Source organism: Paenibacillus antri (genome assembly GCF_005765165.1).
GTDB classification, from domain to species: domain Bacteria; phylum Bacillota; class Bacilli; order Paenibacillales; family YIM-B00363; genus Paenibacillus_AE; species Paenibacillus_AE antri.
This window is the reverse complement of sequence record NZ_VCIW01000005.1, coordinates 203,243-216,762: the sequence shown is the minus strand read 5'-3', so window position 1 is coordinate 216,762 and position 13,520 is coordinate 203,243. Positions and strand designations below refer to the sequence as shown.

Annotated in this window: 8 protein-coding genes, 1 pseudogene and 1 riboswitch; of the genes and pseudogenes, 1 reads left to right on the top strand and 8 read right to left on the bottom strand. The window is 46.6% G+C overall.

Translation table 11 applies throughout. From position 1 onward, the window contains the following. Positions 1 to 14: 14 nt before the first annotated feature. Positions 15 to 992, bottom strand: coding sequence for a metal-dependent hydrolase (locus tag FE782_RS10540; RefSeq protein ID WP_138194052.1), 978 nt, complete (start codon positions 990 to 992; stop codon positions 15 to 17). Between the two features lie 178 nt (positions 993 to 1,170). Here FE782_RS10540 and FE782_RS10535 point away from each other — a divergent pair, with 178 nt between their 5' ends. Continuing rightward, positions 1,171 to 2,640 carry a stalk domain-containing protein gene (locus tag FE782_RS10535; RefSeq protein ID WP_158299332.1) on the top strand — a complete coding sequence of 490 codons (1,470 nt, stop codon included), beginning with the start codon at positions 1,171 to 1,173 and terminating at the stop codon, positions 2,638 to 2,640. Positions 2,641 to 2,855: 215 nt separating this feature from the next. Here FE782_RS10535 and FE782_RS10530 read toward each other — a convergent pair whose 3' ends face one another. The 7 genes and pseudogenes from FE782_RS10530 to katG all read right to left on the bottom strand — a co-directional run bounded on the left by FE782_RS10530 (position 2,856) and on the right by katG (position 13,350). Beyond that, the gene (locus FE782_RS10530; RefSeq protein WP_439116431.1) at positions 2,856 to 3,761 is read right to left on the bottom strand and encodes an ADP-ribosylglycohydrolase family protein; all 906 of its coding nucleotides are present in this window, start codon (positions 3,759 to 3,761) and stop codon (positions 2,856 to 2,858) included. Positions 3,762 to 3,986: 225 nt separating this feature from the next. Continuing rightward, a complete protein-coding gene (locus tag FE782_RS10525) occupies positions 3,987 to 5,759 on the bottom strand; it encodes a P-loop NTPase fold protein (RefSeq protein ID WP_158299331.1) in 1,773 nt (590 codons plus the stop codon). A gap of 112 nt (positions 5,760 to 5,871) precedes the next feature. Beyond that, positions 5,872 to 6,476 (bottom strand): annotated as a pseudogene (locus FE782_RS32795) (DUF3841 domain-containing protein). 412 nt (positions 6,477 to 6,888) lie between these two features. Next, on the bottom strand, positions 6,889 to 7,188 hold the full coding sequence (locus tag FE782_RS10510; RefSeq protein WP_138194046.1) for a hypothetical protein: 300 nt from the start codon (positions 7,186 to 7,188) through the stop codon (positions 6,889 to 6,891). A 445-nt stretch (positions 7,189 to 7,633) separates the two neighbouring features. Further along, positions 7,634 to 9,943: an RNA-binding domain-containing protein gene (locus FE782_RS10505; protein WP_138194045.1), complete on the bottom strand. Its 2,310-nt coding sequence runs from the start codon at positions 9,941 to 9,943 to the stop codon at positions 7,634 to 7,636. A gap of 227 nt (positions 9,944 to 10,170) precedes the next feature. Continuing rightward, the gene (locus FE782_RS10500) at positions 10,171 to 10,812 is read right to left on the bottom strand and encodes a hypothetical protein (protein WP_138194044.1); all 642 of its coding nucleotides are present in this window, start codon (positions 10,810 to 10,812) and stop codon (positions 10,171 to 10,173) included. Positions 10,813 to 10,911: 99 nt separating this feature from the next. Further along, positions 10,912 to 10,999: riboswitch (cyclic di-GMP riboswitch) on the bottom strand. 167 nt (positions 11,000 to 11,166) lie between these two features. After that, positions 11,167 to 13,350 (bottom strand): catalase/peroxidase HPI, encoded by a 2,184-nt coding sequence (katG, locus tag FE782_RS10495; protein ID WP_138194043.1) that lies wholly within the window; start codon positions 13,348 to 13,350, stop codon positions 11,167 to 11,169. Between the last annotated feature and the right edge of the window lie 170 nt (positions 13,351 to 13,520).

Genomic DNA, 13,520 nt, shown 5'->3' with positions numbered 1-13,520 from the left:
TCCTATTTCGAACGTCAAACGTAGGGTCCTTCCCACGCCTTCTTACGCCAGCCGATCTGTTCAGACACGACCGCCCGTTGCCGATCGAACGCGACGTCCGCCCCGAACGGGAGACGGCGCCCGAACCGGAAGCGCATGTCGCGCCACGCGACGACCGTTCCGGATTCGTCCTCAGTTATGAAAACATGCGCTCGCTGCGCGAACGCGAGGAAAGAACGGACCGCTTCGGTCCGCTTGGACGCTTCGACGAGCGGATGATCGGCGAGCGGCGCCCCTTTGGGGATTTCGACCACATCCTCGATCCGTCCGCATCGGATAAATCCGGAGACGAACGCGTCCTCCCGCTCGGCGGCGAACGACCATCGCCACGGATGCATACAGGGCGTTACGTAGCAGCTCGCCGTCCCGCCGAGCGCCTCGCGCAGCCGACGAAGGCGCCGCCGTTGCCGCCATACGCGCCATCCGACGTAGAACGCCGTCGCCGAGTACAGCGCCGGAAAGAGCGGAACGGGATCGGCCGCTCCCGCCAGCCAAAGCGCGGCCGCGCCCAGATGCAGAACGAACAAATAGGGGTCGAATAGAGTCAGAGCGTCTAGATGGACCCATCTTTTCGTAAAAGGACGTAAGCATTGCACGCCGTAGCCGTTAAGCGCATCGAGCAAGACGTGTAGGACGACCGCGGCCAACGCCCAAGCGTACGCATGTAAGGCAGCCTCGGCGAACCCGGAGGCAGCCGCGTAAATAAGCGCGATCGGAAGCGGCCACAAGAACCATGCGGGGATCGAATGCGAGACGCCGCGATGAAGCCGAACGTAAGCGGCCTGGCCTTTGATCCTCGCGACGATGTCGAAGTCGGGCGCATGCGACGCGACGACGAGCGACGCGATCCATGCCCCGCCGAACGCGCCGGGTTCCGCGGCGATCGCCGGATCGATCGCCGTCGCGAGCCCCGCGAGCGTCACGCCGAACAATACATGACTTGCCGTATCCATCGTTTCGTTCGCCTCCTTCGTTCTTAACGCCTTTACCATAACATCGTTCCGTTAACGCAGATGGCGAATGATTTTAAACTTTCTTGAAGTTGCTTCGGCGAGCTGGAATAAGGGAACTTTCCCCATATCAATGCGTCTATATATTCAGCTGTTCATTCCAATATCGGAGGATACGATCATGAAAATACGGAAGACCTTATTAGCGGCGGTCGCTGCGGCCCTGCTCGCCTCGCCGTCGGTCCTGCCGGCTAGCGCGGCAGAGACGGTTGCGCCCTATGTGCGTTCGTTCGGCTCCGGCTCGTTGGTCAAGACGGATGGAACGTATTGGGAATGGGGCGGTCCGAAGGCGGTCCCCACGCAAATCGTCGGCTTAACGAACGTAGAGGAAGCTTTCGAAGGAGGTTGGATCGTCAAGGAAGACGGAACCGTTTGGATTTGGGAGGAGAACCCGTCAGGGGAGCTTCGGATGGAAGCCTTGCCGGAAGCGGATGGATTGAAGGAAGTCGTTCATGGGTATTCGCATGCGCTTGCGCTCGATCGCTCGGGCCAGGTGTTCGTGCGGGCTTCGGACGAGAACGGCAAACTCGGCGCGCCCCGCCTGCTAGACGGAATAAACGACGTCGTCGATATCGCGGTTTCTTCGCAATCGTTTTACCTCTTCGTGAAATCGGACGGATCGGTATGGGCAGCCAATAACGACCTGGCCTCCGTCCTGCCGCTTCCGGACGTCGCCGGGGCCGTCGCCGCGGATAACAACGTCGTGTTGAACGCCGACGGGACCGTATGGGAAGTGACTCGGACGGACACCGTCGGCTGGGACAGCTCCCTCCGCCTCGCGGCGAATCGAATCGAAAATCTTCCGGATATCCAATCCATCACCGCGTATCGGGAAGTGAGACTGGCGATCGACGCTTCCTCGCGTCTGTGGTTTTGGGGGTCGACGCGAACGGGCGTTTCGGACGGCACGATCGTCCATAAGCAGGAATCGCCGATTCCGCTAACCGCCGTCGCGGACGTCAAGCAAGCGGTGCATTGCGAACGATCGATCGTCGTCTTGACGAAAGACGGCAGCTTGTACGAGACGTCGACCAGCCGCGAATCGATGCCGACCGATGCCATCTTTCGCAAACTGGCCGAGGACGTCGTCTCGGTGACGGAAGGCGGCAGACATGTCATTTTCCAAAAAGAGGACGGTTCGTTGTGGGGCTGGGGCGTGAACAAAGGCTCGATGCTCGGCGCGGGCGATGAGGAATTCTCTCACGATACGCCGGTACCGATGCAGAAGCCGATCGCGGTCAGCTTGGACGGCCGGACGGTTCGCCTCGCGAACGGCGTCATGCTGCGCGGGGCGCAAACGTTCGTCCCGTTGCGTTCCGTCTTCGAATCGATGGGAGCCCGGATCGTCTGGGATCATACGACGAAGTCCGTTACGATCGAACAAGGCGATCCTTCGCCGCTAACGATCGTCGTCGAATACGAGACGGGAACCGTTCTCAAAAACGGGAGCCCCGTCGTCATGGCGGAAGCGCCGTTCATTTCCTCCGGCACGTCGTACCTCCCGCTCCGATTCGTCAGCGAATCGCTCGGCGCTAAGGTGGATTGGTACGCGGATCAGTACCATATCGCGATCACGACGGCGGCGGATTAGGTTAAGGTAATAAAGACGGCAGCCTTGGACGGGGTTAACATGGTCCAAGACTGCCGCTGCCTCTGCGATAGACTTGGGAAGCTCCTCGTTTGCGTCCATGCATGCGCAAGCTCGTAAGAGGAATACTTCCCTTCCATTGCTTTTTCGGATCGGCTAGCATGCTCCTCCAACAATCGAAACGATATGTTCTGTGAAAATAGTTTTCATTGTATGCCTCACTTTATATAAATACTTCGTCCGAGCTCCAAAATATATTCTTTCATGACAATCGTCTCTACCCAGTGCTGAGGAATCTCATCCAGTCCGTAATACGCGCCGGCCAGCTGCCCATACACAGCGCCAGTCGTGTCGGCGTCGTCGCCAAGGTTGACAGCCAGAAGTGCTCCCTCTTCAAAGCTGCTGCTGTGATAAAAAGCCCACAGCGCTGCCTCCAGCGATTTTACAACGTACCCACTGCCTTGAATGTCTGGTGGTTCGAGGCGCATGTAGGTTCCCTTATATACTTCCAGAATCTTCTTCGTAAGCGGATCGTCCTTCCAGAGATTGTCGAAAGTCTCCGTGCTAAGAAGCTCCTCTTTCTTCATTCCCAGGGCGGCCGACGCGATAAAAGCACCGAGCAGACGGCAAGCGTCCACGCACTCGGTTGCAGCGTGGGTAGTACGCGAGCTGATGGCTGACAATTGGATGGCTTCGCGAATGTCCGAAGCGTAATACAACGGAACCGGGGCGAGTCGCATGATCGACCCATTCCCGGCCGCGTAGGGATCATCTGAGCCGCTGAACGGTTCCCCCGTCTTCTCGAAACGCCGCAGCGCCTCTGCGGTAGCGTTGCCGATATCGAAGCATTCCCCCGTGGAACTGAGAACACCTCTCCGATACCACTTCACATAGCGTTCCATCTGATCCTTCGCGTTGAAGCCTTTGCATTCGATCAAGCTTTCCGCCAGGCAGAGCGCCATTGATGTGTCGTCAGTCCATGCGCCTTTCGGCAGTTGGAAAGCGCCACCACCTGTAATGTCCTTCACCGGCGTGAACGTTCCGGGTCTCTTGAATTCCACAGCTGTCCCCAATGCATCGCCTACCGCCAATCCGATCAAACTTCCTTGAAAACGTTCTAGCACCCTCACCCCTCCGTTCCCCTTCTCCAAAGTTTACTTACACAAAGGGTCAATAATTTGTCACGGAATATACGTTCCTGTAGTCTTAGAATTCGGCAATCGTATGTTTTTTCCTGTTGTGGTTCCTTCAGAAGGGCAGTTGTCGAATTTGAATGAAATAAGTTTGCGGTTTCTCAGGGAACAATTAGCCCCGACAACCAATATTGCCGGGGCAGGTTTCCATAATGTTTATTTAGTTAACCTGGACTCAACATTTTCTATAACTTCAATAAGTTTCTTTATAGTGTAGTTCCTTATCGTCATTTTCTTACCATTAATCTTTTTGAACAATTTAGTGCTAACTTTAATAAGCACTGGTAAGTCCTCTGCGAAATAATCTTTAATATTGGAAAAGTTATACCGCTCTAAAATAGAAGATCTCAATGCTATAAGATTTTCCTGTGACAGTGTAGTTACTAGTTGAACAAATTGAGCTGCTGAGACATGTTTAAAAATAGGGGAATAGTCCAACCCATACTTTGGGTTGTTTTTTTGCCTAATTAACAGAAAAAGTCCTTCAGGGTCATAAGAAGCCCGTTTGAGGTGCTCGTGTACGATACTTTTAATTTGCTTTTCTTTGTATTCTTTGTACGTTTTTTCAGCATAATCAAGAATCTGCGTATATGTTTGGGATGAAGCAGATCTTTTGTGGTAATGTATTTCAAATTCAATCTTGGGTTCTGTCACCCGAATTGAGTTGTCAATACCTTGAATAAAAATTCTCTTTAAAGTGGGAATTCTCATGTCTATTAATCGCTCTTGCGAGAAAAGTTCAAAGAATGAGTATATGCGAGGAATACTATTAATATCGTAAATCCCCTCTTTGATTTCGCGTAATACGGTCTGGGTACAAGAACTGAATTCCTCTTGGCTTAATTCTTCAAATTTAGTTGTAAGCTTTTTGACAGGAGTAAGTTCCCCTTCATCTGTTAACTTCGTTTCCTCTAGAAAACGCTCATTGTCTAGATAACCAGTGTATATATACTCTGTGATTGTTGGTGACCATGTAAAGTTTTCAGTTAACCCTTTATAGTAAGTATTAACAAAGCGCATAATAAAAGGCTTTTCTGGCGCCTCGTTCTCAAAACCTGCTAAAAAATAGCTGCCCGAATCAATTTTTAAGGCCTCGTCTTTCTTAACTTTCCCTGCTCTTACCACAGACATTAGAGCTAAGATGAAGTGCAACATTCTCTTTGCCCAATAATCCAAATAAGCTTGCCCCATATCTCTAAGTTTCTTGTAAATCAGAAAATAATCAGCTATTGCATGATTAAGAGTTCTAAGATTTCTATCTTCCATTTTATTGAACACTTCATTTATAAACCTTAGATTTTGATCTAAAAACTTAAAGTAATTGTCGTCAATCATACGATAAGGAGCAATAAGTTGATGAACTATTGTGTCGGAATCAGCTATAAAAGAGATGGTCTTCCCAATAAGTTTTTCTTTTATTTTATGATATTCCTCGTTTTGGTCTAACTCATTCTCAGCAGCAATAAAAATTGTTTTGATCGATTCATGTTCAACGAGTATATTAATAAAACCAAATAACTCAGATAAATTCAGAGATGTTCTCTCTAAGTCATCAAAACACAAAACGAAATTATCTTTTATATTTAGAAATGGTTCAATCGAAATTTCATACTTATCTAAAGCATTTCCAAAGAAAGAGGCAGTATTAAGTGCTATCTTTGCTAATTGTGTGCTTAAATCTATAGCTGATTCTTTTTTTTTAAGAACTGGATTTGTGGAAAGGAATAGGTTTCTCTGTAATTCTTCGATGGATTTTATACCATACAAAGAGATGTAGATTGCATTTTTACCTTTTGATTCTATCACTCTGGACAGTCGTTTATTCCAAAAAAACGTTTTACCCGAACCCCATTTACCATTGATTAATATTGCGTAATTTGCTGTTTGGTTATCGATGTAGTCAATAACTGTTTTCTCGAGAGACTCCATAACAATATACGACACGCCCTTTTTTTGAAATGACATTAATTAATCTTAGTCAGCCCCATAATGTAAATAATGAGACCTGGATTATTTACCCCAAACACTCTATCGAGTTACCTTAACGACCAGTGAAGAAAGTAATTTTACGAACCCACTCTATTTTGATCTCCCACAACGTAGCTTGAATGGCACTTTGTTCTTTAGGTTCGTTAACAAACAAAAAGTAGAAATCTAAGTCAAATATAAGATCCCAACTCTTCTTAATTTTATCGTGGTAGTTATGATCCTTTAATAACTTCCTGTCCACATATTTCACATTGTTTTCGGTAAGCTTTTGTTTCATTTCCTTATCAAAGGTTTCAAAGTCCTCTTGGGAACTGGGTAAGTACCAGTAGTTAAGTACATGATGCCAGGTGGAAAAATTGGAGACGAGTTCGTCAGGTACCACTATTTCAAGCAATACATCTTTTTCCCACTTTCGATATGCCCACTTTTTCTTAGATCAGGTCTCTTCTTAGAAGAGTGATAGCACTGAAACCAAGCCCAAACTGGATATTGGTCCGTGTATCGTCTAGGAGCTAGCCGTTTATCCATTTGTTGTATTAACCATGTATATGCCTCATTGAAGTCTTCATCCATAATATATTCTTTTTTTCCGTACAACACTCCGGAATTCTTCAATTCTTCCCAGGTACCCACTGTTTGGATCGACCATAGTTGCATGGCAGTACCTCATTATTGTTTTATTATAGAGAAAACTAAGTTGAGGATAATGTCCAACTAAGCTAAAGTTACCTTTTAAATATTTTCTTAATAGTTTCAATAGTCTCCACCTTGTAGGTAGTGAATAAATGTGCCCCATTAAGAGCAATTGAAGCTGCAAGTACTGTCGAAAAAAATTGCTACCATAAAAGATCATATTCATTACGAGCATGAAAATTGAACCTATGACCAACGAGAAGGTCCAAGCAAACAATTTGTCCCAATTCATCGGGATCCCACCTTATTTCTTAACTGTTGTTACCTAGAAGGAATTATAAAAGCAAACCCTGACATTATGTTGTCAGGGAACATTCGTTCTCATAATAAAGATTATGTCACCAATTTTTATCGTCAAGTGCAACTCCAACGTCACTCATTGTACACCGGCTGAACTAAGTAATTTTTCGTATCTTTCATTGAACAAATGTTCAAGAAAGACTTTACGATCCCCTCGCTTATCAGAATAGTTTGTTTTCAAGCATTTATTGACCAGTTTAATAAATGAGCCGTGTTCTTTCCACCGGTTATATCTGATTGCTTTGTATTCAAGATATTCTGCTTGTACTTCGGGTTTAGTATCTACATACCTAGTTAGAACTAGAATGCTATCGTCATTGCGTGTTAACTTAAATAGTTTTGTTTTTGTATCTTTTGTCATTAGTACGATCTTCACATTTTCTCCCCCTAACAAGCAATCCTGCGCTACTTACACTAGGCATTGTAAGTTTTGTATATACCATTTTTACACCTTCCACATGCAATAACGCGGCTTCGAAATTCTTTTAGTGTCATGTTTAACCTGTTTCCGCAACTGGCACATGCAATGTACTTTTTACGTAATTTAGGACAGGAGCTAATCTTTGAAGGGACTTTATCACCTCTTGTGTTTACGATACGGGTACGCAGGTCAACCTTTCGTTTACTACGACCCGAGGAAGTGAAGATGATACCTGGTTGGGATTTTTTCATCTCATGTCACCCTCATTAAAGTCATAGATCCAGATTGTTAAATATAATCTGTACGTGTTTAATTATACTTTAAAATAATACCCTGACAGCTACGTTGTCAGGGAAAGGATGTTCTCATAATAACAATTACGTCACTAAAGAAAGGGGGTTTAGCATATTTCAAAATGCCTTAGTAACCTAGGGGTTCCGACATAATTTGATATTTCCATCTCTCTCTTCCCGTCAGAATAATGTCGATTGTGTTTATTATATTCGCTAACGACTCCCCTTTTTATAAAACGATAGTATGCCTTTTTATCAAAGGATTCCATATGTCCTTCGTAAATTTCATTTGCTTGGAACCGTAATTCGTCGTGATTCTTGTACTGCTGTTTGTAATATTCTTCTCTGGCTTTTAAGCTTTTAGCAGTTGCTAAAATGACTAGAAGTAACGAAGTGTGCTCAACTTGAGGAAGTTGATTTTGTTCTATATCTCCAATAATCTCATCATATTTTTCTAAATTTAAATATAAGAAGTATTTCCAGGAACGCAGCATTATTAATTCATTTATTGTACTTACACCTTGCTCAGCTACAGAAAAATCCATATGTATATCTGTGTATAATTGGAAACGATCTGAGTGCCTTAACTTATTATGATACTTTAAAAACGGGACCAAGTAGTTACCCTTGTGTAATATTCTAGCTTCACTTAATAATGGATCATTATCTAATAGATTATCTTTGGACTCTAATAACTCCATGAGGATATTATAAGACATTAATTCGTTCGGTTGAGTTACCTCTTCTAGTCCGAAATTTGTAATATAAGGTTCATCTATAGTCTTGCTATAATGAACCATTTTTTGTTGTCTAAATTTCGTTTTTAAAATTTCTGCAGCTGGTATTCTTTTTTCGTCAATCAGGTAAGCTCCTAGTAAATTATTTATGCTATACAGAAGTCTGCCGTTAGTATAAGTACGTTCAACCATAGAAAGTGAGGTTAAGTTATCAAGTAATTCATGAAGCTCTTGATATTGTAATAATGTTAAGTATCTCAACTCGTTGAATGATATCTGTTGTTTCTCAGATGAATTGTCAACAGCTAATGAATACATTATTTTCTTTTCATTTTCTTTTAAATTTGCAAGAGTTGTATCAAAGCAATACGCCATTAACGCTTTTTCCGACTCCTGGTTTCTTCTAGATAGAATATCATCTAAGGAACGCCCGTTCTTCATTTGAGAAATAAAAAACTTTATGTATAGTGGATTTCCGCTTGTTAAATCGTCAAATTGAACCTGTCTATCGTTTAATTCTTGTGGGACGTTACTATTTAACAAGTCAAAAGCCCGAATAACGTCTTCAATGTAATTTTTTGTATTTTCAGGGTCCAACCTAGGAATCGTAACTACGTCCTGTACCCTTAAGTCATGTCTTGAGGTTAGTAGAAATTTATGATTAGAAGGCGCTCTACTAATAAAGGTCTTAATTCCCTCGATTTCTGCCTGTGAGAAGACCTCCAGATTGTCAAGGACAAATAAAAATTTTGTATCTTGCAAGGCCTGAGAAACAAGAGATTCCTTTTGCGCTAATGTCTGTTTTGAAATAAAGTGCCCATCGTAAAAAACAAGCAGAATTTTCTCATATAAATCCTCCAAGGTATTAAATTCACGACTTAACTGTAGTCTTTGATCGAAATAAATTCTTTGATCTTTTGCGCTAATCCATATAACATCATCAAAATCAGTCTTTCCATTGTCAACATCGGTGAGTAGCTCTTCCGCTATTTTATAAGCAATAGACGTTTTGCCAATCCCCCCATCCCCATTTAGTGCGAGTAAATAATTTTTATGGTGTAAAAGCAGTTCTTCCTTTACTTTATTGATCTCATCTCTTCTACCAACGAAGTTATAATAAGGCGCGGGTGGAAATTTGGAATACCTGTTATATGTGGGGTCCGATATAGAATCTTGGGTTTGCTTTTTTCTTACAGAACCAAGTATCATTTTTTCAACAGTAACTAAGTCGTTAGCAAAATCATTATTTGATCCGTTTCTAAAATAAATGAGTCCTTTTTGGAGTTTTTCACCATCAGCCTTGATACAGAAGATTGGCCTTACCTGTTCTTCGAATATTTCAATAACAGCAATGGTTTTATTTAATTCGGTTAGCTGAATTTTATGTAAACGGAATTCAATCGGGTGACTCGCAAACTGGTTTAAGATTCCAACCCAGTTATTGTCGTCTACTAAGGTGTTTTGATGGATACCTACAACTTCTTTCCTACCATCAATTAGCACTTTTACGCCGCAGACAATATAACCCGGTTTAGTCATAGTTGAGTTGGCCATAGACAGAACATCTTTGACGAAATCTGTTTTTGACTTTGACTCACTTGGATTGTAAAAGGTTTCTTTAAAATCCAGTAGAGCGTGCTCCCAATCCGCTAATAATCTTATGATTTTTTTCTCATCCATTGCGTTTCCTCCGAAACATTTTTTGTAATACAAATTTCTACATTATTCCACATATTCCTTCCAAAGTATTACTTTTTCTTTTTTTTGCCTCATTATGACTAATAACAATGGCTTAATAGAAAAAATAGCCCTTCAAAAGAAGTGATACTACGGTTACATAATAGTGATTATGTCAACCTACTATTTCAAAGGAAAGAAAACATTTTATACACAAAAAGAGACACCGATCACGGTGTCTCCGGTCCTCCCGCTTGCGGGAGCACTTTCATTTTGCTTAACAGAATGGATGGATTGGAGGCGAACTCGTCCGATTCCCTCAACGGTTTCCCAGTACTGTCCTTTAGAGGGAGATCCTCGAGCACATACACTTGATCGAGGTAGGTTACGCGAACCGACAAAACCGATAGCTTCGCGTAATCGCTTAAGTTGTACATTTCCTGGCTGAGCCATGCCAGTAATCTATCCTGAAAGTCCTCCTCCGATCCCGTTTGACCGCCGTCGGCGACGGGATCGAATTCCATTGCCAGGTGCACATGTCTGTCCCTCACCTCTACCTGGACATTACGCATCGGCGGAATAAATTGGTCCGGCGCATTGTAATGAACGCGGAAATGCATGTCGGCCGTTACCTCCTGATGATCCCGAACGGCCACCTCCCATCGCGCTTGTCCCCAATCGGCGACGGGAGGCGCGACTAAGAGGATCAAGCTTCCTGCGGCGAGGAGCAGTTTCGCTCCCGCTTTCTCGGCCTTCCGTTCGGCGACCGTCATGATGATGAACAAGGCAATCGCACCGCCAACCAGGTAGAACGCGATCCCATACGCCTTGAACAACGGATCGTCCGACGAATACAGAGGCGAATATGCCAAGACGCCGATTGCTCCTAAGAGGATTAAAAATAGGATGATACCTCTATAACTCATATGCCGCTTCCCTTTTTCACCCAAAAAAAATCCGAGCCCGAAGAATGGAGCAACCCGGCTGTCATGGCGGCGAACCGCTGTAGACCCGTGGCTTTGCGCCTCCTACTTTCGTAAGGATTTGCCTTTGTTTCGATTCGATAGACTCGGTTTCTATGATTCCAATGGATTGGGTAAATTTAACTATGGAGGATTATACCAGTCGTTTGAAAGAGTTGGCAAGACATTAATGAAATGAATAGATTACCGGCAAAAAAAGCAAAGAGCAGTATGAAGGCAACCATACTGCTCTTTGTTATACACTTACGCTTTAAGGTCGAACCGATCCGCGTTCATGACTTTGACCCAGGCGGCGACGAAATCGCGCACGAACTTCTCTTGATTATCGTCTTGAGCATACACCTCGGCGATGGCGCGCAAGACGGAGTTCGAACCGAACACAAGGTCGACGGTCGTCGCCGTACGCACGACTTCGCCCGTTGCGCGATCGCGTCCTTCGTATACGCCTCCGTCCGCAGGCTTCCATTGGACTCCCATGTCCAGCACGTTCACGAAGAAGTCGTTCGTGAGCGTGCCCACCCGGTCCGTGAATACGCCGTGCTGCGTGCCGCCGTAATTCGTGCCGAGCACGCGCAGGCCGCCGACAAGCACCGTCATCTCCGGAGCGGTCAGGTTCAGCAGCTGCGCCTTGTCTACAAGGAGCTCCGCCGGACTTACGCTATACTGCTTCCTCTGATAGTTGCGGAAGCCGTCGGCGATCGGCTCCAGCACGGCGAAGCTTTCCGCGTCCGTTTGCTCTTGGGTCGCATCGCCTCGTCCGCCGGCGAAAGGAACGGTCACATCGAAGCCTGCGTCTCGCGCGGCTTTTTCTACTGCGGCCGTACCCCCGAGGACGATCAAATCGGCCATGCTGACGTTCTTGCCGAAATCCTGTTGAATGGCTTCGAGGATCTTAAGGACTTTGGAAAGTTGGGCCGGCTGGTTCACTTCCCAATCCTTCTGCGGAGCCAGACGGATGCGGGCGCCGTTCGCGCCGCCTCGCATGTCGGAGCCCCGGAACGTGCTTGCGGAAGCCCACGCCGTCGTTACGAGCTCGCTGACGGTAAGCCCCGAATCCAAGATCTTCGCTTTCAGCTCGGAGACTTCGGCATCGGTCAGTTCATACCCCGCAGCCGGTATGGGATCTTGCCAGATGAACACTTCGTCCGGGACTTCAGGGCCAAGATATCTTGCGCGCGGCCCCATGTCGCGATGCGTAAGCTTGAACCAGGCGCGAGCGAACGCATCTGCGAACTCCTCGGGATTCGCATGATAACGCCGAGCGATCTTCTCGTATGCCGGATCCGCGCGCAGCGCCATGTCCGCGGTCGTCATGATCGTCGGCACGCGGACGGAAGCATCCTCGGCGTCGGGCGCGAGATGCTCCTCGACCGGATTGACCGCCGTCCACTGATGCGCGCCGGCCGGGCTCTTGGTCAACTGCCACTCGTATCCGAACAGCATATCGAAGAAGCCGTTATCCCATTGCGTCGGATTCGGGGTCCAAGCCCCCTCGATCCCGCTGGTGATGGCGTCTCGGCCTTTGCCGGAGCCATGCGTGCTCAGCCACCCTAATCCCATCGCTTCGACGGGAGCGCCTTCCGGTTCCGGTCCGACGAGCGCGGCGTCTCCTGCGCCGTGCGCCTTGCCGAACGTATGGCCGCCGGCGACGAGCGCCACGGTTTCTTCGTCGTTCATGCCCATCCGCTTGAACGTTTCGCGAATGTCGCGAGCGCTGGCCAGCGGATCCGGATTGCCGTTCGGACCTTCCGGATTGACGTAGATCAGACCCATCTGGACGGCGGCCAGCGGATTCTCGAGATCGCGATCGCCGGTATAACGATTGTCCCCGAGCCACTCCTTTTCCGCGCCCCAATAGATGTCTTCTTCCGGATGCCAGACGTCCGCGCGTCCGCCTCCGAAGCCGATCGTCTTGCCGCCCATGGATTCGATAGCGGCGTTCCCCGCTAGAATGAACAGGTCTGCCCATGAAATCTTGTTGCCGTACTTTTGCTTGATCGGCCATAACAGTCGGCGCGCCTTATCCAGGTTGCCGTTGTCCGGCCAGCTGTTCAGCGGAGCGAAACGCTGCGTGCCGGTGCCGGCGCCGCCACGGCCGTCGCCTGTACGATATGTACCCGCGGAGTGCCAAGCCATCCGAATAAAGAACGGACCATAATGCCCATAGTCGGCAGGCCACCAATCTTGACTGTTCGTCATGAGATCGTACAGATCTTGTTTCAGGGCTTGATAGTCTAGCTTTTTGAATTCCTCGGCATAGTCGAAGTCGTCGCCCATGGGATTGGATTTCCTGTCATGCTGGTGCAGGATATTCAAGTTTAACTGGTTGGGCCACCAGTGTTTATTCGACGTTGCGCTAGGGTTGTGAGTTGTAACGCTTCCATGCAAGAACGGGCATTTTCCGGCAGCTGTAGCCATTGAGTCCATGTGAACATCTCCAATCAATTTAAATTGTGTATTAGATAATAATTACTCTAATCTAAGTTATAAATCTATGTAGAAGAAAAATCAACTATTTCTCTTTTGAAAATTATTTTCACTGTTCCCAACGATCCATTGACCCCCGTCATGTCCCGTGTTTCTCCTAATCCTAACGT

Bases quoted from the DNA above. Each gene is read 5' to 3' on its own strand.
- FE782_RS10540 (WP_138194052.1), bottom strand. From the start codon at position 992: ATGGATACGGCAAGTCATGTATTGTTCGGCGTGACGCTCGCGGGGCTC.
- FE782_RS10535 (WP_158299332.1), top strand. From the start codon at position 1,171: ATGAAAATACGGAAGACCTTATTAGCGGCGGTCGCTGCGGCCCTGCTC.
- FE782_RS10525 (WP_158299331.1), bottom strand. From the start codon at position 5,759: ATGGAGTCTCTCGAGAAAACAGTTATTGACTACATCGATAACCAAACA.
- FE782_RS10505 (WP_138194045.1), bottom strand. From the start codon at position 9,943: ATGGATGAGAAAAAAATCATAAGATTATTAGCGGATTGGGAGCACGCT.
- katG (WP_138194043.1), bottom strand. From the start codon at position 13,350: ATGGACTCAATGGCTACAGCTGCCGGAAAATGCCCGTTCTTGCATGGA.